Source organism: Thiohalobacter sp. COW1 (assembly GCF_016629505.1).
Classification (GTDB): domain Bacteria; phylum Pseudomonadota; class Gammaproteobacteria; order Thiohalobacterales; family Thiohalobacteraceae; genus Thiohalobacter; species Thiohalobacter thiocyanaticus_A.
In genome coordinates, this window is sequence record NZ_AP024239.1 from 2,568,570 (window position 1) to 2,588,631 (window position 20,062).

At 66.6% G+C, this 20,062-nt stretch carries 20 protein-coding genes; 10 read left to right on the plus strand and 10 right to left on the minus strand.

Annotated features, from left to right (window positions below; genetic code table 11):
- The first annotated feature begins 1 nt into the window (after position 1).
- Positions 2-496, plus strand: a complete 495-nt coding sequence (locus tag COW1_RS12075; RefSeq protein WP_096364105.1) for a cytochrome c — start codon at positions 2-4, stop codon at positions 494-496.
- Positions 497-499: 3 nt separating this feature from the next.
- Here the strand turns inward: COW1_RS12075 and COW1_RS12080 are convergent, their stop codons facing one another.
- From COW1_RS12080 to COW1_RS12090, 3 genes are all read right to left on the minus strand, one after another.
- Positions 500-856: a DUF488 domain-containing protein gene (locus tag COW1_RS12080; RefSeq protein ID WP_096364103.1), complete on the minus strand. Its 357-nt coding sequence runs from the start codon at positions 854-856 to the stop codon at positions 500-502.
- A gap of 80 nt (positions 857-936) precedes the next feature.
- Complete coding sequence (locus COW1_RS12085) at positions 937-1,797, minus strand: lysophospholipid acyltransferase family protein (protein ID WP_242466431.1); 861 nt, start codon at positions 1,795-1,797, stop codon at positions 937-939.
- Between the two features lie 58 nt (positions 1,798-1,855).
- Positions 1,856-2,677 (minus strand): ATP-binding protein, encoded by an 822-nt coding sequence (locus COW1_RS12090; RefSeq protein WP_369801231.1) that lies wholly within the window; start codon positions 2,675-2,677, stop codon positions 1,856-1,858.
- Positions 2,678-2,731: 54 nt separating this feature from the next.
- Here COW1_RS12090 and COW1_RS12095 point away from each other — a divergent pair, with 54 nt between their 5' ends.
- The 4 genes from COW1_RS12095 to dtd all read left to right on the plus strand — a co-directional run bounded on the left by COW1_RS12095 (position 2,732) and on the right by dtd (position 5,953).
- Complete coding sequence (locus COW1_RS12095; RefSeq protein WP_096364099.1) at positions 2,732-3,160, plus strand: rhodanese-like domain-containing protein; 429 nt, start codon at positions 2,732-2,734, stop codon at positions 3,158-3,160.
- Between the two features lie 207 nt (positions 3,161-3,367).
- A complete protein-coding gene (locus COW1_RS12100) occupies positions 3,368-3,964 on the plus strand; it encodes a DsrE/DsrF/DrsH-like family protein (RefSeq protein ID WP_369801230.1) in 597 nt (198 codons plus the stop codon).
- A 441-nt stretch (positions 3,965-4,405) separates the two neighbouring features.
- A complete protein-coding gene (gene pip / locus COW1_RS12105) occupies positions 4,406-5,362 on the plus strand; it encodes a prolyl aminopeptidase (protein ID WP_096364095.1) in 957 nt (318 codons plus the stop codon).
- Positions 5,363-5,503: 141 nt separating this feature from the next.
- Positions 5,504-5,953 carry a D-aminoacyl-tRNA deacylase gene (gene dtd / locus COW1_RS12110; RefSeq protein WP_096364093.1) on the plus strand — a complete coding sequence of 150 codons (450 nt, stop codon included), beginning with the start codon at positions 5,504-5,506 and terminating at the stop codon, positions 5,951-5,953.
- Here the strand turns inward: dtd and rnd are convergent.
- Positions 5,943-7,103: a ribonuclease D gene (gene rnd / locus COW1_RS12115; protein ID WP_096367438.1), complete on the minus strand. Its 1,161-nt coding sequence runs from the start codon at positions 7,101-7,103 to the stop codon at positions 5,943-5,945. The two genes, dtd and rnd, sit on opposite strands and share 11 nt — an antisense overlap.
- On the opposite strand from rnd, the gene COW1_RS12120 reads away from it, so the two are divergent.
- Positions 7,102-7,326 carry a DUF1289 domain-containing protein gene (locus tag COW1_RS12120; protein ID WP_096364091.1) on the plus strand — a complete coding sequence of 75 codons (225 nt, stop codon included), beginning with the start codon at positions 7,102-7,104 and terminating at the stop codon, positions 7,324-7,326. The two genes, rnd and COW1_RS12120, sit on opposite strands and share 2 nt — an antisense overlap.
- 74 nt (positions 7,327-7,400) lie before the next feature.
- Here the strand turns inward: COW1_RS12120 and gorA are convergent, their stop codons facing one another.
- Complete coding sequence (gene gorA, locus COW1_RS12125; protein WP_096364089.1) at positions 7,401-8,750, minus strand: glutathione-disulfide reductase; 1,350 nt, start codon at positions 8,748-8,750, stop codon at positions 7,401-7,403.
- Positions 8,751-8,886: 136 nt separating this feature from the next.
- Here gorA and prlC point away from each other — a divergent pair, with 136 nt between their 5' ends.
- Both prlC and ubiD read left to right on the plus strand, forming a co-directional pair.
- Positions 8,887-10,926, plus strand: a complete 2,040-nt coding sequence (prlC, locus tag COW1_RS12130; protein ID WP_201344346.1) for an oligopeptidase A — start codon at positions 8,887-8,889, stop codon at positions 10,924-10,926.
- A 506-nt stretch (positions 10,927-11,432) separates the two neighbouring features.
- The gene (ubiD, locus tag COW1_RS12135; RefSeq protein ID WP_201344347.1) at positions 11,433-12,899 is read left to right on the plus strand and encodes a 4-hydroxy-3-polyprenylbenzoate decarboxylase; all 1,467 of its coding nucleotides are present in this window, start codon (positions 11,433-11,435) and stop codon (positions 12,897-12,899) included.
- A 90-nt stretch (positions 12,900-12,989) separates the two neighbouring features.
- On the opposite strand, the gene COW1_RS12140 is transcribed toward ubiD, so the two are convergent.
- Positions 12,990-13,874, minus strand: coding sequence for an SDR family oxidoreductase (locus tag COW1_RS12140; RefSeq protein WP_201344348.1), 885 nt, complete (start codon positions 13,872-13,874; stop codon positions 12,990-12,992).
- 65 nt (positions 13,875-13,939) lie between these two features.
- Between COW1_RS12140 and COW1_RS12145 the strand changes: the two genes are divergently transcribed.
- Positions 13,940-14,986 (plus strand): CDP-6-deoxy-delta-3,4-glucoseen reductase, encoded by a 1,047-nt coding sequence (locus COW1_RS12145; protein WP_096364081.1) that lies wholly within the window; start codon positions 13,940-13,942, stop codon positions 14,984-14,986.
- A gap of 290 nt (positions 14,987-15,276) precedes the next feature.
- On the opposite strand, the gene COW1_RS12150 is transcribed toward COW1_RS12145, so the two are convergent.
- Genes COW1_RS12150 through hemC form a run of 4 tightly spaced genes read right to left on the minus strand, consistent with a single transcriptional unit; the run spans position 15,277 to position 19,453 of the window.
- Positions 15,277-16,485: a heme biosynthesis HemY N-terminal domain-containing protein gene (locus COW1_RS12150; protein WP_201344349.1), complete on the minus strand. Its 1,209-nt coding sequence runs from the start codon at positions 16,483-16,485 to the stop codon at positions 15,277-15,279.
- Positions 16,482-17,723, minus strand: coding sequence for a uroporphyrinogen-III C-methyltransferase (locus COW1_RS12155; protein ID WP_201344350.1), 1,242 nt, complete (start codon positions 17,721-17,723; stop codon positions 16,482-16,484). Before COW1_RS12155 ends, COW1_RS12150 begins: the two co-directional genes overlap by 4 nt.
- A gap of 3 nt (positions 17,724-17,726) precedes the next feature.
- A complete protein-coding gene (locus COW1_RS12160) occupies positions 17,727-18,518 on the minus strand; it encodes a uroporphyrinogen-III synthase (protein WP_201344351.1) in 792 nt (263 codons plus the stop codon).
- The gene (gene hemC / locus COW1_RS12165; protein WP_201344352.1) at positions 18,518-19,453 is read right to left on the minus strand and encodes a hydroxymethylbilane synthase; all 936 of its coding nucleotides are present in this window, start codon (positions 19,451-19,453) and stop codon (positions 18,518-18,520) included. The genes COW1_RS12160 and hemC overlap by 1 nt, the downstream gene beginning before the upstream one ends.
- Positions 19,454-19,528: 75 nt before the next feature.
- Between hemC and COW1_RS12170 the strand changes: the two genes are divergently transcribed.
- On the plus strand, positions 19,529-20,020 hold the full coding sequence (locus COW1_RS12170; protein WP_201344353.1) for a thioredoxin fold domain-containing protein: 492 nt from the start codon (positions 19,529-19,531) through the stop codon (positions 20,018-20,020).
- The last annotated feature ends 42 nt before the right edge of the window (positions 20,021-20,062 follow it).

The following is a 20,062-nucleotide window of genomic DNA, read 5'->3' on the forward strand; positions in this document are numbered from 1 at the left end:
AATGCAAATCCCTGATCTGACCGGACCCTGTCTGGGTCTGAGCCTGCTGCTGGCCGGAGCCTCCGTCGCCCCGCCCGCCGCCGCCGCCGAGCCCCTGCTGGAGTTGCCGCCGAAGCTGCAGCAGGCGCTGGTCGATGAAATGATCGCGATCAACGAGGGGGTGCGGGCGCTGCCCGAGGCCATCGTCAAGGCCGACTGGGAACGGCTGGCCGAGACCGGCCGCCGGATCGAGCAGAGCTATATTCTCAAGCGGCGCCTGTCGGAGGACGAACGCGGGACACTGGTACAGTCCCTGCCGGACAGCTTCAAATATCTCGACCGCCGGCTGCATCAGCATGCGGGCAAGCTCGCTCAGGCCGCCGAGCGCCGGGACGGGGAACTGGTCCGGTTCTACTTCAGCCGCATGCTCGACAGCTGTGCGGGCTGTCATGCCGTGTATGCAAAACATCGCTTTCCCGGCTATGCCCGCCCCGGCAGCGACGGGCATCAGCACTGAGCCTCACTCCGCCCCCAGCATCTTCAGATACTGCATCAGGACCACGGCGTTGTTGTGCCTTTCATCGCGCGCAGCGAAGACCAGGGTCAGCCGGCCCTGCCGGGCACGGGCCGCCAGCCGCCGCAACTCATCGCGCCGCGCCTTGAGCTCGGCCAGATAGGCGCGGCGGAATTCACCCCAGGTCATTGCGCCGGCGTGAAAGGCCCGCCGCAGCCCCTCGGAGGGTGCGGCCTCACGCCGCCATTCATCGATTCCGAGTTGATCCCGCGCCACGCCCCGCGGCCAGAGCCGGTCGACCAGGACCCGGTAGCCATCCCCGGCCTGCACCGGTGCGTAGGCGCGCTTGACTGCGACAGCCATTCGTCCCCCTCACAGCGTCAGCCTGGTTCACAGTTCAAGGTTATATCAGGACGCCCGCAATGCGAACACGGCATGGGGCACTAGGCGCGCACGTCCTTGAAGCGCCGGTAGCTCCATTGATACTGGCCGGGCAGGGCCCTTACGCACTGTTCCACGGCCCGGTTGAGGGCGGTGGCGGCGACCAGCGGATCGGGATCGGCCACGGCGGGCGGCAGCGGCGCAATGCGCAGGTGATAGCCGCGCGCGCGCGGCAGCCGCTCACACCAGGCGATGAACACGGCGGCGCCGGTGGCATGCGCCAGCCGCGGCAGCAGCCGCATGGTATTGGCCGGGATACCGAAAAAGGGCGCCACCACCCCGTGCTCCGGCCCCGGATCCTGATCCGGCAGAATCCCCACGACCCCGCCCCGGCGCAGCACCCGCAGCAGCTGCCGCACCCCGGCGGTATCGGCCCGCACCAGCCGCCCGCCCAAACGGGTACGCCCGGCCTGCAGCAGCGGCTCCAGCTGCGCAATTCGCGGCGGTCGGTACAGGTTCCACACCCCCCATTCCCGACCGCCGATCTGACCGGCCATCTCCCAGCTGCCCAGATGCGGGGCGGCGATGATCACGCCCCGACCGGCGGCCACGGCGGCATCCACCGCCGCGCGGCCCTCCAGGGCCACCAGCAGGCGCTGTGCCGACGCCGGGGTCAGACGCCACAGATACCCGGCCTCCAGCGCCGTCTTGCCGGTCTCGATCAGGCAGCGGCGCAGAATCCGCCGCTGCCGGGCCGGCTCCAGCTCGGGCAGGCAGCGGGCGATATTGGCGCCGGCCACCCGGCGCAGGGGATTGGGTATCCAGTACAACAGAATACCCACAACTCCCCCCAGTGCCTGATTTACCCGCAATGGCAGCCGGCCGGACAGCCAGAGAAGCCCTTGAATCAATCGATAGCGCATTGAAGATGGTTTTCAATCCCCACTTTTCCCTTGGGATTCAGAGAAAAGCGGAAACAAGTCAGCATTTCCCCATTTTCCTGCCTGAAAATGGGAAGTTGTAAATATTTTTATGCGAATCATCATCCATAAGTGGGCGCATAGCACTCAAAAGTGTCTTGAATAGCTGGTTATTGTGGGCTTCCTCCCCAGCCAGCAGGGCCTTCATGTGAGCGCGCTGGGTCGGCATGCGGAAACAGGCCGGGCAGTTGTCCCTGATCACCGGGAAGCCGGCGCTGGCGGCAAAATCGGCCAGCTGGCGTTCACGCACATAGACCAGCGGGCGAATGATGCGCAGGTCGCCGTCGTCATTGCGGTAATGGGCCTTCATGGTCTGCAGCCGGCCGCCGTGGAAGGCCGACATCAGGAAGCTCTCGGCCAGGTCGTCCAGATGCTGTCCGAGCGCCAGGACGTTGCAGCCGGCTTCCCGGGCCGTGGTGTACATCGTCCCCCGCTTCATGCGGGCGCACCAGCTGCAGTAGGAATCCTTGGTCATATGCCCCAGCGCCCGCTCCATGATGGGCTCGGCGCGGAAATGGTAGGGCACGCCCAGTTCCGCCAGGTAGGGCTTGAGCCGGGCCGGCTCGAAGCCCTCCACTTCGGGATCCACGGTTACGGCGCCCAGTTCGAAGCGTACCGGCGCGTGACGCTGCAGATGCAGCAGGATGTGCAGCAGCGACAGGGAGTCCTTGCCGCCTGACAGGCCGAGCAGGATACGGTCGCCGTCGCGGATCATGTCGTAGTCGGCAATGGCCCGGCCAACCGGGCGCAGCAGGGATTTCGGAGGACGGGTCTGTGACATGGCGGAAAGGTAACGGGCCGCCCCGCCGCTGGCAAGTGACATGGACGCTATACTTCAGGCCAGTGTCAAACAGCCCGTCGCGGGCGGGAGAGGTAAATGAGTGACAACGAGGTCCATGCGCTGAGTCCCCAGGCCGCGGCCGAACTGCTGGACAGCAATCCCAGGGCGGTGCTGATCGATGTCCGTTCAAACATGGAATTCCTGTTCGTCGGCCATCCGGTGGGGGCGGTGCATGTCCCCTGGATCGATGAGCCGGACTGGGTGATCAATCCGCATTTCGTCACCCAGGTGCGCCAGGTATTGCTGGGCGGGGTATGCCATGAGCCGGAGGCCGGCTGCGCCCCGATCATTCTGATCTGTCGCAGCGGCAAGCGCTCGCTGGAGGCCGGCCGGGCCCTGACGGCAGCCGGAATCGGGGATGTTTACCACGTGGATGAAGGTTTCGAGGGGGAAATCGACGACCATCACCACCGCAGTTCGGTGGGGGGCTGGCGCTTCCACGGCCTGCCCTGGGAGCAGTGCTGAACCGTCAGCCGCCGGCGGATTGACTCGGCTCCGGGGTCCGCATATATTCCGTCATTCGTTGTCATGCATCGGGCCGGCCGGACTGCCGCCCGGGAATGCAGAAAACGGGCGCACCGCACCCAATATTATTACACACAGTTCTATGCGGCGCCGCCGGAGCAACCCATTTCCCATGCACTCACGGTGCGGCGAGGAGGAGTACACAGCATGTCAGATACAACCCCCGAACAGATGGACCAGTGGCTGAGCGAGAAGCTCGACGAACTGCTGCCGCAGAAGCTGCAGGCCATCGAACAGAGCAAGACCCCGAGCATGGCGATCATCGCCACCAAGGGCACCCTGGACTGGGCCTATCCGCCCTTCATCCTGGCCTCCACGGCCGCGGCCCTGGGCTGGGACACCCACATCTTCTTCACCTTCTACGGCCTGCTGCTGCTGAAGAAGGAGATCCCCTCCGAGGTCAGCCCGCTGGGCAACCCGGCCATGCCGATGAAGATGCCCTTCGGCCCCAAGTGGTTCCAGAACATCACCTGGCCGATGCCCAACCTGATCATGGCCGGCATCCCGGGCTTCGAGAAGGTCGCCACCTCCCTGATGAAGAAGACCTTCAAGAACAAGGGCGTGGCCACGGTCGAGGAACTGCGCGAGCTGTGCATCGAGGCTGAGGTGAAGATGTCCGCCTGCCAGATGACGGTGGACGTGTTCGGCTTCGATTCCAGCGAGTTCATCGACGGTCTGGACTATGTCGGCGCGACCTACTTCATGCCGGTGGCACGCGAGTCCGACGTCTGTCTGTTCATCTGAGCCGGCGGTCCGATCCGGGAGTACAAGGACCCGCGCTTGCGCGGGTCTTTCCTTTTCAGGAGCACCAGCGCACAACGACGCGAAGTCCTTTTTGCCCCTTGGTTACATGCTTTGTACTTGTCCGTATTTTCCGTGTATTCCGTGGCGCTCTTGCATCATTGAAGGCAAAAAAAAAACCCGGTGGGTACCGGGTGAGTTGCCAAAAGAGGCTGGAAGGCATGGTTATTAAGCTTATTGGCGACACGTTACCCGCGATGGGGATACCCTCCCAGATATTGATTCCGCATCGCGAGTCATGCCGAGCCTAACCTCAGGTTCCGCATCCTGCGGAACCTTTGAGGCCGCAAGATATGATTTCACGGCGACACAGTCGCCGGACAGTCAGTAATTGATGATTTCTCTGTAAGCCTATGCTTACAAAAGTGCAGAAGGGAGGTGTTTGTGGCGGGCCTGTATCCCGATATCAAGCCTTATGTCCAGCACACGCTGGACGTCGACCCCCCGCATGTCCTGCATGTGGAGGAGTGCGGCAATCCCACCGGTCTGCCCGTGGTGTTCCTGCACGGCGGCCCGGGCGGAGGCTGCGAGCCCTATCACCGGCGCTTCTTCGACCCCGAACGCTACCGCATCGTGCTGTTCGACCAGCGCGGCTGCGGCCGCTCCGCCCCGCACGCCGAACTGGAAGGCAACACCACCCATACCCTGGTCGCGGATCTGGAGCGCATCCGCGCCCATCTGGGCATCGAACGCTGGGTGGTATTCGGCGGCTCCTGGGGCTCCACCCTGGGCCTGGTCTATGCCCAGACCCATCCCGAGCGGGTGCTGGCAATGATCCTGCGCGGCATCTTTCTGTGCCGGCCACGCGACATCGCCTGGTTCTATCAGGACGGTGCCGGACGCCTGTTCCCGGAGGCCTGGGAGGAATACCTGGAACTCATCCCGCCGGCCGAGCGCAGCGACATGGTCCGGGCCTACCACGCCCGCCTGACCAGCGACGACGAGGTCCATCGGATGCAGGCGGCCAAGGCCTGGGCGCTGTGGGAGGCGCGCGCCTCCACCCTGCTGCCGCGGGAGGCGGTGATCGAGCACTTCGGGGCGCCTTATACCGCGCTCAGCCTGGCCCGGATCGAGGCCCACTATTTCGTCAATGACTGCTTCCTGGAACCGGACCAGATCCTCGACCGGGCCGACCGGCTGCGCGACATCCCGGGGGTGATCGTCCACGGCCGCTATGACTGCGTCTGCCCGGTGGAACAGGCCGTCGCCCTGCACCGGGTCTGGCCGCAGGCCGACCTGCAGATCGTGCCCGATGCCGGCCATGCCGCCAGCGAACCCGGCATCATCGAGGCACTGGTCGGCGCCACCGACAGTTTCGCCGACAAGCTGGGGGCCTTCTGAGTTGGAGGATGGTCACGGAAGCACACGGATGAACAGCAAACATTGAGGCCTGCATGAATGTCTGACCCAGATTCCCCTGCGATGTCATGCCGGCGCAGGCCGGCATGACGAAAAAGCTGTCAGACAGGTCTTCAAGCTGACATGATCGGGCTGCTGCAGCGGGTAAGCGAGGCACGGGTGACGGTCACCGGCGAGACGGTCGGGGCCATCGGCCGCGGGCTGCTGGTCCTGATCGGGGTGGAACAGGGCGATACTCAGGCCCAGGCCGACCGGCTGCTGGAGCGGCTGCTGGGCTACCGGGTGTTCCCGGACGCTGACGGGAAAATGAACCTGTCGCTGGCCGACACCGGCGGCGGGCTGCTGCTGGTGCCGCAGTTCACCCTGGCCGCGGACACCCGTAAAGGCCTGCGGCCGAGCTTCACTCCGGCGGCCACGCCGGAGGCGGGAAAGCACCTGTTCGACTATCTGGTGGGGCAGGCGCGGGGGCGGCATTCCGACGTCGCCTGCGGGCGCTTCGGCGCCGACATGCAGGTCAGCCTGACCAACGACGGCCCGGTGACCTTCTGGCTGCAGGTCCCGGTCAGCCGCTGAGCGGCGGCTCCAGTTCCAGCCGGCCGGCACTGATCCCGGCGCGGTAATCCCCGGCCAGTACCGCCTGCAGGGTGTCGCCCGCCAGCCTGCGCCGCCAGCCCTGCAGCAGGGCACAGTCGTCGCGCCCGCGCAGCAGCTTCTCCAGGTCCTTGCGCCCTCCCAGCACCGAGGGGTTGAGGCCGTTGGTGTCGGCGATCAGGCGCAGCGTCCCCTGCAGCAGGTCCAGCGCGGCCTCCTCGGCGGCGGTGAGCGGCGGCAGTCGGGTGAAGGCCGGCAGCGGCTGCGGTTCGCGGCCGCGGGCGGCCTGGATGCGCTCGATCAGGGCGTCGCCGAACTGACGGATCAGACCGGGGTTGAGCCCGCGCACCCGCTCCAGTTCCACCTTGCGTTTGGGCTTGAGCCGGGCCAGGGTGGCCAGGGCATCGTCAGGCAGGATCCACTTGCGCGGTTTGTCCTCGCGCCGGGCCCGTTCCTCGCGCCAGGCGGCCAGGTCCTGCAGAATGGACAGACTCGCGCCCTTGAGCCGATTGGCCTCCTTGATACGCAGCCAGGCCGCTTCGGGATGGACGATATAGGTCTCGGGCTCCAGCAGGATCTGAAAATCCGGTGCCAGCCATTCCAGCCGACCCTTGGCGGCAAGCTCATCATGCAGCGGCGGATACAGCTGCGCCAGGTAGTTCACGTCATCGGCGGCATAGCGCAGCTGGTCTTCAGACAGCGGGCGCTGCGCCCAGTCGGTGCGGCTGTGGCCCTTGGGCAGATCCACGCCCAGGCGCTCGCGCACCAGATTGGCGTAACCCATCTGCTCGGGCAACCCCAGCAGCGGGGCGGCCAGCTGGGTGTCGAACACCGGACCGGGCAGGCTGCCGCGCAGCTGATGGAAGATCTCCAGATCCTGACGGGCGGCGTGCAGCACCTTGGTAATGCCGGGGTCGTAGAACAGATCCAGCAGGGGCGCGATATCCAGTGCCAGCGGATCGATGCAGAACAACCGCAATTCCGGGGTGGCAACTTGAATCAGGCACAGTTTCGGGTAAAAGGTCTTTTCCCGGATGAACTCGGTATCCAGCGCCAGCCAGTCGTGGCGACGCATTTCCCGGCAGGCGGCCTCGAGTGCCGCGGGCTGATCGACAAAGGTGTATTCGGACATGGCGACCATAATACAGCATGAACCGGCATCGCCCTGCATTCGGGTATGCACGCTCGACGACGACGACGTGTGCCTGGGCTGCGGCCGCACCCTGGGCGAGATCACGGAGTGGGGCGGTGCCGATCCCGCGCGCCGGCGCGAGATCCTGGCCGCAGCCGAACAGCGACGTGCAGCAGGCTCCCCCTCACCCCTACCCCTCGCCCCACAGGGGAGAGGGGATTGAAACCCTGCAGCTGCCGCGATATCCGCCCCCCTCTCCCCTGTGGGGCGAGGGGCCGGGGGTGAGGGGGCGACACCTCACCGCATCGTCACCAACTCCTCGGCACTGGTCGGATGCAGGGCGACGGTATCGTCCAGATCGGCCTTGCGCGCACCCATGCGCACCGCCACGGCGAAGCCCTGCAGCATCTCGTCGGCGCCCATGCCGATGATGTGACAGCCCACCACCTTCTCCTGCGCCCCGACGCAGACCAGCTTCATGGCGGTCTCGCGCTTGTGTTCGGTCAGGGCGTGATACATGGCTGTGAAACGGGTCTGGTAGATCTTGACCGCGTCGCCGTGGATCTCCCGGGCACGGGCCTCGGTCAGCCCCACGGTGCCGATGGGCGGGTGAGTGAACACCACGGTGGGGATGTTCTCGTAGGGCAGGTGGCGTTCGCTCATGCCGCCGAACAGCCGGTCGGCCAGACGCCGGCCGGCGGCAATGGCCACCGGGGTGAGCGCGGCCTTGCCGTTGACATCCCCGAGCGCATAGACGCCTTCGACATTGGTGTTCTCGTACTGATCGCTGGGGATGAAGCCGTTTTCATCCACAGCCACACCGGCGGCCTCCAGGTTCAGACCGTCAGTGGCCGGGGTGCGGCCCACGGCCCAGATCAGCTGATCGAAATCGTCCAGGTGCTGGCCGTTGCCGCCGCGCAGGCTCAGTTTGCCGTCGTCCTGTAGCGCCACCTCGTCCAACTCGGTGGTGGAGATGATGTTGATGCCATCCTTGATCATCTCCTCCATCAGGCACTCACGCAGCATGGCGTCGAACTCGCGCAGGATGTGTTCGCGCCGCAGGACCAGCGTGACCTCGCTGCCGAGCGCATTGAGCATGCCGGCCAGTTCCACAGCGATGTAGCCGGAACCGGCAATGGCCACCCGCTGCGGCCGCGACTCCAGCTCGAAGAAGCCGTCCGAGGTGATGCCCAGTTCCGCGCCCGGAATATCCGGCACGGTGGGGTAGCCGCCCACGGCGATGCAGATGTGATCGGCGCTGTAACGCTCGCCGTTCACCTCCAGGGTGCGGGCATCGACGAAGCGCGCCCGGCCCGGGATCTCGGTGATGTCCGAATCGGCCAGGTAGGTGTGATACCAGGTGTTGATGCCATTGACATAGGCATCCCGCCCGGCCTTTAGCCGGCCCCAGTCGAAGCCGTTGCGGGTGAGATCGAATCCGTAGCCGGCGGCATCATCGAGGGCATGGGCCAGGGTGGCCCCGTACCACATGACCTTCTTGGGCACGCAACCGACGTTCACGCAGGTCCCGCCCAGCGGGCCGCTCTCGACCACGGCGCATTTCGCCCCATAGCGGGCGGCGCGTTCGGCCACCGAGAGGCCGCCGCTGCCGGCGCCGATGGCGATGAGATCAAAGTGCTGGGGCATATGTCTCGGGCTCGTCTGCTGCGAATGAGCAGGCATTGTAAGGGTTTTGCCGTCCCGCTTCCTCCCCCGCCTAGGCGCCGTCCCTGCCAGCCATTACAATCCGGGTATGCCATAACGCAATCGCACAGGACACGCCATGAGCAATCCCCTCATCGACCTGCAGGGCCTGCCGCCCTTCAGCCGCATCAAGCCCGAACACGTGGAACCGGCCGTCGACGCCCTGCTGGCCGAGTGTCGCGCCAGCATGCACCGGCTGCTGGAGGAGAACAGCGTCTACAGCTGGGACAATCTGGTGCAGCCGATCGAGGATGTGGAGGACAAACTCGACCGCGCCTGGTCGCCGGTCAGCCACATGAACTCGGTGGTCAACAGCGAAGCCCTGCGCCAGGCCTACAATGCCTGTCTGCCCAAGCTGTCCGACTATGCCACCGAGATGGGCCAGAACGAGCGCCTGTTCCAGGCCTTCCGCCAGATCGCCGACAGCGATGACTATAAGCAACTCGACACTGCACAGCAGAAGGTCATCGACAATGCCCTGCGCGACTTCCGCCTCTCCGGCGTGGCTCTGCCGCCCGAACAGCGCGAGCGCTACCGGGCCGTCATGCAGGAGCTGTCCTCACTGACGGCGAAGTTCGAGGAGAACCTGCTGGACGCCACCCACGGCTGGAAGCTCAACATCACCGATGAGAGCCGTCTGGCCGGGCTGCCCGAATCGGCCGTCGATCTGGCCCGCCAGACCGCCGAGCGCGAGGGCCTGGAGGGCTGGCTGTTCAACCTGGAGTTCCCCTCCTACTACCCGGTGCTGACCTATGCCGATGACCGCGAGCTGCGCCGCGAGCTCTACACCGCCTATGTCACCCGCGCCTCCGACGAGGGTCCGAATGCCGGCCAGTGGGACAACGGCCCGGTGATGGAGCGGATTCTGGCCCTGCGCCACGAGGCCGCGCAGCTGCTGGGCTTTGACAACTATGCCGAGAAGTCCATCGCCACCAAGATGGCGCAGAGCACCGACCAGGTGCTGCAGTTCCTCCACGACCTGGCCGAACGCGCCCTGCCGGCGGCGCGCGCCGAGCTGGACGAGATCCGCGCCTTCGCCCGCGACCAGCACGGCATGGCGGATATCGAGGCTTGGGATGTGGCCTACTACTCGGAGAAGCTGCGCGAGCACAAGTACGCCATCTCGCAGGAGGAGGTGAAGCCCTGGTTCCCCGTCACCCGCGTGATCCCCGGCATGTTTGCCGTGGTGAATCGGCTGTACGGCCTGGACATCAGGGAAGTGAAGGGCGTGGACGCCTGGCACGAGGACGTGCGCTTCTACGAGATCCGCGACACGGACGGCAGGCTGCGCGGCCAGTTCTATCTGGATCTCTACGCCCGTCCGCACAAGCGCGGCGGCGCCTGGATGGACGAGTGCGTCTCGCGGCGCATCACCCGCGATGGCCTGCAGACGCCGGTGGCCTACCTCACCTGCAACTTCACCCCGCCGGTGGGCGACAAGCCCGCGCTGCTCACCCACGACGAAGTGATTACCCTGTTCCACGAGTTCGGCCACGGCCTGCATCACATGCTGACCCAGGTCGATTATGCCGGCGTGTCCGGGATCAGCGGCGTGGCCTGGGACGCGGTGGAACTGCCCAGCCAGTTCATGGAGAACTGGTGCTGGGAACGCGAGGCGCTGGATCTGATCGCCGGCCATTATGAAACCGGAGAGAAATTGCCGGGCGAACTGTTCGAGCGCATGCTGGCGGCGAAGAACTTCCAGTCCGCCATGATGATGGTACGCCAGCTGGAGTTCTCCATCTTTGATTTCCGCCTGCACCGGGAATACGACCCGGCGCAGGGCGGGCGCGTCTATGACATCCTGCAGCAGGTGCGCGACCAGGTCGCGGTCATCCAGCCGCCGTCCTTCAACCGCTTCCCGCACAGCTTCTCGCACATCTTCGCCGGCGGCTACGCGGCGGGCTACTACAGCTACAAGTGGGCCGAGGTGCTGTCGGCCGACGCCTTCTCCGCCTTCGAGGAGTCCGGCATCTTCGACCGCGACACCGGGAAACGCTTCCTCACCAGCATCCTGGAGCAGGGCGGTTCGCGCGAGCCGATGGAGCTGTTCATCGAGTTCCGCGGCCGCGAGCCGTCCATCGATGCACTGCTGCGCCACAGCGGGCTGGCTGCTTGAGGTGAGGAAGGCGGCATCAACGCAGAGGGCGCGGAGGCGTTTATGCCCTGTGGGTACGGAGACGCAAAGAATGCAATAATCAAAAATCTTGTTTCGCAGATGGTCCCGAAAACTATCTGGCGGAATGTAGGTCGGGTTAGCCCGAAGGGCGTAACCCGACACCCGCCGCGATTTGTCGGGTTACGCTGCGCTAACCCGACCTACGAATGGCTACATGAATATCACCGCATATTCCGTCATCCCGGCGAAGGCCGGGATCCAGGCACCGCTGCGGTCACTGGATTACTCGCTGCGCTCGCCCTCCGGGCCGCCCTGCGGGCGTTCAACACGCTCCGCGTTTTTGTCCCGCATCCGCGGGAATGACGGTACCTTTACAGCTTGTAGCCAACCTGCGATCGTTATTTAATCCATCCATAATTATTATACCCTTGCGATTCTGTACCCATAGGGCATAAATGCCTCTACGCCCTCTGCGTTCACACCACCCAGCCGACTGATTCCAAATAATGAAATACAACGACCTTCGCGACTTCATCCATCAGCTGGAACAGCGCGGCCAGCTCAAACGCATCCGCCAGGAAGTCGATCCCTATCTGGAGATGACCGAGATCTGCGACCGCACCCTGCGCCGCGGCGGGCCGGCGCTGCTGTTCGAGAATCCGAAGGGGCACGCCATCCCGGTGCTGGGCAACCTGTTCGGCACGCCGGAACGGGTGGCTTTCGGCATGGGCGAGGAATCCACCCTGGCGCTGCGCGAGGTCGGCAAACTGCTCGCCACATTGAAGGAACCCGAACCGCCGCGCGGCATGAAGGACGCCTGGAGCAAGCTGCCCATGTTCAAGAAGGTGCTGGACATGGCGCCGAAGACAGTGCGCGACGCACCCTGCCAGGAGGTGGTGATCGAGAAGGACGACATCGATCTCGGGCGGTTTCCCATCCAGACCTGCTGGCCCGGCGATGCCGGGCCACTGATCACCTGGGCCCTGGTCGTCACCCAGGGCCCGCACAAGCCGCGCGCCAACCTGGGCATCTACCGCCAGCAGGTCATCGACAGAAACAAGGTCATCATGCGCTGGCTGGCACACCGCGGCGGGGCGCTGGACTACCGCGACTGGCAGGCCGAGCATCCGGGCGAACCCTTCCCGGTCGCTGTCGCGTTGGGCGCGGACCCCGCCACCATCCTGGGCGCGGTCACCCCGGTGCCGGATACGCTGTCGGAATATGCCTTCGCCGGCCTGCTGCGCGGCAGCCGCACCCGGCTGGTGAAGTGCCTGTCCCACGACCTGATGGTGCCGGCCTCGGCCGAGATCGTGCTGGAGGGGTTTCTGCATCCGGGCGACGAGGCCGACGAGGGCCCGTTCGGCGACCACACCGGCTACTACAACGAAGTGGAGCGCTTCCCGGTGTTCACGCTGGAGCGCATCACCCACCGCCGCGACCCCATCTATCACAGCACCTACACCGGCCGGCCGCCGGACGAGCCGGCCATCCTGGGCGTGGCCCTGAACGAGGTGTTCGTGCCGCTGCTGCAGAAGCAGTTCCCGGAGATCACCGACTTCTACCTGCCGCCCGAGGGCTGCTCCTACCGCCTGGCGGTGGTCAGTATGAAGAAGCAGTACCCGGGCCACGCCAAGCGGGTGATGTTCGGGGTCTGGTCCTTCCTGCGCCAGTTCATGTACACCAAGTTCGTCATCGTCACCGACGACGACGTGAACATCCGCGACTGGCAGGACGTGATCTGGGCCATGACCACACGCATGGACCCGGTGCGCGACACCACCCTGATCGACAACACCCCGATCGACTATCTCGACTTCGCCTCACCCGTCTCCGGCCTGGGCGGCAAGGTCGGGATGGACGCGACCAACAAGTGGAAGGGCGAGACCGACCGCGAATGGGGCCGGCCGATCCGCATGGATGACGCGGTCAGACAGCGGGTCGATGCCCTGTGGGATGAGCTCGGCATCGACTGACGACCCGTTTCAGCGTGTAGGTCGGGTTAGCCTGGAAGGCGTAACCCGACGTCTGCCGCCGCATGTCGGGTTACGCTGCGCTAACCCGACCTACTTCTGCTGCATCTCCTGCAGACAGGCGGCCAGCCCGGCCTCCAGTTCGGGGTACTTCAATTCCACCCCCAACTCCTCCCGCAGCCGCCGGTTGTCCAGCCGCTTGGACTCGTTCATGAAGGCCTGCATGCCCCGGCTCAGTTTCTCTGGCGCCTCCTCACGGGTGACAGTGGGCGGCGGCGGCAGGCCGGCGGCCCTGGCGATGCGGGCAAAGTAGTCGGCCATGGTGCTGGGGTGGCCGTCGGCGACGTTGTACGCAGCGCCCGGTTCGCCCCTTTCCATGGCAGCGCGACAGGCGGCAATCAGGTCATCGACCTGGATGCGGTTGGTGTAGGGACAGTCTTCTTCACGCAGGATCGGCAGCCCCTGGCGGATGCGTTCCAGCGGCAGCTTGCCGGGGCCGTAGATGCCGGGTACGCGCAGGATCACCACCGCGATGCCGGTCTGCTCCGACCAGGCCTGCAGGGCCTGCTCGGCGGCCAGGCGCCGGCGCCCGCGCGGGGTGCCGGGGTTGGGCGGAAATGACTCGTCGATCCAGTCGCCGCCGCTGTCGCCATAGACCCCGCTGGTACTGATGTAGACGATGCGCCGGGGCAGATTTCCCGGGCGCAGCTGCTCCAGCACCCGCGCCAGGCGCGGATCGCCATCGCCTTCCGGAGGCGGCGGAGCAAAGTAGTACAAATCGCGGCCGGCCGCGGGGATGGCATCTGCCGGCAGCGGCTGGTCCAGATCCAGTTGCAACGGCGCGATGTCCGCCTCGCGCAGGCCGGCCACGCCGGCATCACTGCGCACCAGACCCGTGACTGCCCCCCCCTCGGCCCGCAACTGCCGGGCCAGGCGCTGTCCGACATAGCCGCAGCCCACGATTAGCACAGGGTTCATCGGTTTATCTCCAGCAGGAAATGGGCGACAATCGCCGCCTTTGTTTAAGTTGCGTCCTAGATTACATGGCATATCAGGTCAAGATCGAACCCAGCGGCCACACATTTTCTGTGGAAGCCGGCGAGTCCGTGCTCGAAGCGGCCCTGCGCCAGGGCATCGAACTGCCCTATGGCTGCCGCGGCGGCAGCTGCGGCAGCTGCCGGGGCCGGGTAATCAGGGGTTCGGTGGACTATCCCGACGACGTGCTTCCGCCCGCGCTCGAGCCGGACGAGGCCGCCGCCGGCCAGGCCCTGTTCTGCCAGGCCATGCCGCGCGAGGATCTGAGCATCGAGATCCGGGAACTGGACACGCCGGCCCAGATCGAGGTCAAGAACATGCCGGTACGGGTGGCCGAGATGCAGCGGCTGTGCCACGACGTCTACCTGCTGAGGCTGAAGCTGCCGACCACCGAGCGGCTGCAGTTCTTCGCCGGCCAGTATATCGAGATCCTGCTCAAGGACGGCCGCCGGCGCGCCTTCTCCATCGCCAACGCCCCGCATGACGATGAATACATCGACCTGCACATCCGGCTGATCGAGGGCGGCGAGTTCACTCAGTATGTCTTCAATGAAATGCAGCCGAAGACCATCCTGCGCATCGAGGGCCCCCTCGGGCAGTTCTACCTGCGCGAGGAATCCCCGCGACCGATCCTGATGATGGCCGGCGGCACCGGCTACGCCCCGCTCAAGGGCATGCTGGAACACGCCTTCCATGTCGGCATCACCCGGCCGATCCACCTGTTCTGGGGGGTGCGTTCACGGCGCGATCTCTATGCCCACGACCAGATCAGCCATTGGGCGCGCGAGCACGCGAATTTCCACTACACCCCGGTCCTGTCGGAACCGCTGGCCGAGGATGACTGGGACGGGGAGACCGGCCTGGTGCTGGGCGCCCTGCTCGAGCACTATCCGGAACCGGCCGGCTACGACATCTACATGAGCGGCCCGCCGGCGATGGTCGAGGCCGGCCGCCAGAGCTTCCTCGGCCGCGGCGTGCCGATGGAGCAGATGTTCGCCGACGCCTTCGAGTTCGCCGCCGACACCCGCGACAAGGCGGCCCAGGGCGGCGGGTGAAGATCAAGAGCGCCACGGAATACACGGAAAACACGGACAGGACTGAATATTAGGCTGGTGGATTTGTAAGGATTCCCGGTCATTCCGACGCATGCGCGCAGCGCGTTGAGCGCCCAAAGGGCGGCCCGCAGGGCGAGCGCAGCGAGTAATCCGCAACCCGCCGTAAAGCAATAGTTCCGCCTTGTGCCGGAATAACGAGCATTGAGTGGAACAGAGACCGGGCGGTTTCTGCAGTTATATTTTTCCGTGTTTTCCGTGTATTCCGTGGCGCTCTTGATCTTTGATGAACCTCAGCCCGGCGCCGGCAGGCGGCCGGTCTCGCCGGTGGCCAGCTGCATGCCCTTGCGGAAACACACCGCCGCCTCATCCGGTTCTTCCAGTTCCTCCAGCAGGCTCCCCAGCAGCTGGTAGCCCTCCACCGTCGGCTGGATCTCCAGCGCCGCCTCGAGATAGCTGCGGGCCTTGCCCCACAGCCGGTTGAGGATCGCCAGCCGGCCGGCGGCCTGCAGCAGCACCGGGTTGCGCGGCTGCTCCTTGAGCCATTCCTCCAGCTGCGAGAGCTGCATGCCGAGATTCTCGCCCCGCACCCGGCCATAGAGATCCAGCAGACGTTCGTCACGCTGACGCCGGATGGCCTCGCGCAGCACCGGCTCGGCCGCCGGATCCTGCTCCAGGTGATGCAGGGCGCGGCCGTAGACCAGGACCAGATCATTGTCCTGGCGCAGCCGCCGTGGCAGCTGACCCCACAGCTGCTGCAGCGCCGCGGCATCGTGCTGACGCACGCTGCCCTCCAGCAGCGCGCGGTAGACCGTCTCCTCCAGTTCGTCCAGCGCCGGCTCGGGCAGGGCCCGGCGCTTGCGCAGTTCGGGCAGCAGTTCGCGCAGGCGCTCCCAATCGCCCAGGCGCTGGTACAGACGGGCGAGCATCTTCAGTACATAGGCATGACGCGGCGCGATGCTGCGCAGATGGGTCAGCGTGGCCAGCGCCTGTTCCATCTGCTGATGGCTGAACTGCAGATCGGCCTGGGTCAGGCCGACGGCGACGTCGGAGTTGGGCATCGCCTGGTGAGCCAGGCGCAGATACTGGTCACGCCGGGCATCCGCACCCTGGTACTGGGCGGCCCGGGCCGCGGCGATATAGTTGAGCAGCGGACTCTCGCTGTCATCGGCATGCTGGGTCAGCAGCCGCTCGGCACGCGGCCAGTCGCCCTCGGACAGGGACAGCAGGCCCTGGTTGAGCGAGTGCCGGGCACGCAGGGCCCGGCGCCGGCCGCGCCAGGCCCGCAGCCGCCGGGGGGTGCGCCGCGCCCCGGCCAGCAGCCGCAGCAGGGCGTAGAGGACGATGAACCCCAGCAGCAGGCCGAACAGCAGCAGCGACAGGCTGGTCTCGACGCTCCACTGACCGTAGCCGATCAGCACATAGCCGGGTTCGTTGAGAAACACCAGCCCGAGCACCACGCCCAGGGCCAGGGTGAGCAGGGCCAGAAACAGCGGTTTCATGGTGCGTTCCCCGCGCCTTCAGCAGCAGCTTCGTCGGAAGCCGCTTCCGGCGCGGCCCGACCGGCCTCGATCAGGGCCAGTTCCTGGCGCAGCAGGCGCAGGGAACCGGCGATGTCGGGCAGGGCGGGGCGCAGTTCCACCGCGAGCAAGGCATCGAGCTCGGCGCGGGCCTCGCGCACCGCCGGTTGCCCGGCGTCGAATTCCTGCGCCAGCCAGTCGCGCGCTGTACGCAGGCTCACCCGGTACAACTCGGGGTTGCCGCGCAGGGCGGCGAGCCGGGCGGTATCGAGCTGCAGGCGCAGATTGGCGTAGAGAAAGAACTGCTGGTCCGGCGCCAGCAGCGGGGCGACCGGCTCGTCGTTGCGCCGCACCGCCACCAGTTGGCGCAGTTCGCCCCACAGGGCGGCGGGCAACTCGCGCCAGCTGCCGGCTTCGGCCCCGGCGTCGGCGTCGGCGGCTGCACCGCGCGGCGTCGGCCGGTACTGGGCGCCGGCGACCTTGAGGTCATCGACACTGTCTGCCAGGGTCTGCAGGCGCAGGGCGATGCCGTCGATGTCCGGCACGTCGACGCCGCGCAGGCCGGCCAGTTCGCGGCTGATCTGTTCGCGCACCGGCAGATAGGCCGCGTTGGCCAATTCCTGCAGGCGCTGATCGGCGCTCGTGAGCGCGGCGATGGCGGTATCGACGTCGCGCGCCAGCTGCAGCCGCTGGTTGGCCACATGCAGCAGGTACTCGGCCTCGGCCAGCACCCAGGCCTCCTGGCTGCGGCCGACCTGGGCCCGCAGCACGCCGAAGGCGCGTTCCAGGGCCGCGATCGACTGCTGCTGATCGGCCAGATCCTGCTGCAGGCCGCGGCGGGCGCCGACGGCCTCGTCCAGGGTGGCTTCCATCCGGTCCACCGCCGCTGTCACGCGATTGTCCAGGGCCTGGTTGCGGGCATCGATCTGGGCCAGCACCTCCTGCTGCCAGCCGGCCTGGCGCTGCACCTCGTGCCAGATGAAATAGCCGGCGACCAGGGCACCGACGCCGACCAGCAGGGCCAGGATGGCCAGCGGCCCGGCATAGCGCCCGCCGGTCGGGGCCGGCGCCTGGCTGGCGCCGCCGGCAGCAGTTGAGGGCGCGGAAGGGCTGCGCCGGCGGCCGCCGCGCGAGCGCGACTTGCCGCCGCCGCCCTCACTCGCGGCCGATCCGGATCCGGGGGCGCCCTGAGGCTGGGGCTTATCCTTGTTCTCACTCATGCTTCAGCTTCCCGATGGGTGGTGGGCGGAGGCCCGGTCAGCGGCGAGCCGCGCCAGCGCCGCAACCATGGCCGCATCGGTGGCATTGTCCGCCACCCTGACCTGTTCACAGCCCTGGCGCGATGCATAGGCCCGGGTGCGCTCGCTGGGAACGATCAGCGGGGTGCGCCGCAGCAACTCGCGACCGGCTTCGCCCAGCAGTTCGAGCAGATTATCCAGGATCGCGTTACTGGTCACCAACACGGCGTCGATCCCGCCACTATGCCAGCGCTGCAGCAACGCAGCGGAATCCGCCTCGGGCAGCCTCCGCTCGTAGAGCTCGAGCGCCTCGACCCGGGCCCCGCGCTGGCACAGAGTGTCCCGGATCAGCTCCCGGCCGCCACGGCCACGGAGTATCACGATGGAACAATCCGCCAGGCGCTGCAAGTCCGGCAGCGCCAGCAGCGCCTCGCTGGTGAAGGGGGAGGGCGCGGCCAGGCTGACCGGGATGCCGGCCGCCGTCATGGCCGCCGCGGTCTGCCGGCCGATGGCCAGGGTCTTCACGCCCGCCGGCCAACCCGCTCCCGCGGCCTGGGCACGGAAGGCGGTCACGGCATTCACGCTCACGAACAGGGCATAGTCGAAGCTGTCCAGCGGCGCCGGCCAACGGACGCCGTTCAGAAAGCGGATTTCCATCACCGGGAACGGGACCGGCTCCGCGCCCACCGCGGCCAGCCGCTCGCACAGCGGGCCGGCCTGGGCCTCGGGGCGGGTGACCAGGACCCGCCAGCCTGCCAGGGCGGGGGCTGCGTCCATTATTGCGCTTCGGCGTAGAGCGCCTTGAGGATGGCGTCGGCACCGCGGCTGAGCAGGTCCTCGGCCAGCACCCGGCCGAGTTCCTCGCCGTCCTCGGGCCGGCCGCTGATCACCCCGTGGACGATCTCGCTGCCATCCGGGCGGCCGACCAGGCCGCGCAGCACGATCACCCCGTGCTCGATCTCGGCATAACCCCCGATGGGCACCTGGCAACCGCCCTGCAGGGCGGCGTTCAGGGCCCGTTCGGCGGCGACCCGCTGCGCGGTGTGGCTGTGGCCCAGCGGCGCGATCAGGCCCTGCACCTCGGGGTCCTCGGACCGGCACTCGATGCCGATCGCGCCCTGGCCGATGGCCGGCAGGATCACCTGCGGCCCGAGTTCGCTGCGGATGCGCTGTGCGAAGCCCAGCCGCTTGAGGCCGGCACAGGCCAGGATGATGGCGGCGTAGTCGCCGCGATCGAGCTTCTCCAGCCGGGTGTTGACGTTGCCGCGCAGGTCGCGGATTTCCAGATCCGGGCGCAGGGCCCGCAGCTGACTCTGGCGGCGCAGGCTGGAGGTGCCCACCACTGCCCCTTGTGGCAGCGCCTCCCAGTCCGCATATTGATTGGAGACGAAGGCATCGCGCGGGTCCTCGCGGTCCAGGATCTGGGCCAGTTCCAGGCCATCGGGCAGTTCCACCGGGACATCCTTCATGGAATGGACGGCGATATCGGCACGTCCCTCCAACAGGGCGGTCTCCAGTTCCTTGACGAACAGCCCCTTGCCCCCGATCTTGGCCAGCGGACTGTCGAGCACCCGGTCGCCCTGGGTGGTCATGGTGACCAGCTCGACCTCCAGGCCGGGGTGGTGCAGTTCCAGGCCGGTCTTGACGTGTTCGGCCTGCCACAGGGCAAGCGCGCTCTTGCGGGTGGCGATGCGGAGCTTGGTCAGGGACATGATTTCTCTATGGATAGTGGGATTGAACCGCCCGGGCCGGTTGCCCCGCCCGGGCGCAGACAGTGAGGATAACGAGTGGTGAAACAGGCTTTCAAGTTTATCACGGGCGGACTGCTGCTGCTCTGGCTGCTGGGCCAGGGCGCCGCCGGCGCCGGGACCCGGCCGGAGGTCCAGGAGGTACAGAGCCTGGAGCAGGCCACCCGGGAAGCGGCCGAGCGCGGCTTGCCGCTGCTGCTGGCCTTCAGCAGCCACCACTGCACCTATTGCGAACAGGTCGAGCAGAATTTCCTGGTCCCGATGCTGATCAGCGGCGACTACGAGAACCGGGTGCTGATCCGCAAGCTCAACATCGACGCCGGGGTGATGGTCGGGGACCTGCATGGGGAAATCCGCCCGGCCCGGCGCATCGCCGATGAGTATGATGTCGACATGACGCCGACCCTGCTGTTCCTGGGTCCGGACGGCAAGGAACTGGCCGATCGCATCGTCGGACTGCTGACCCCGGACTTCTACGGCGGCTATATCGACCGCGGCATCGACACGGCCAACGCGGCGCTGGGGCAGTAGATTTGTACTGCTTGCAGTAGTGACTGGAAAAGCATCAAACCG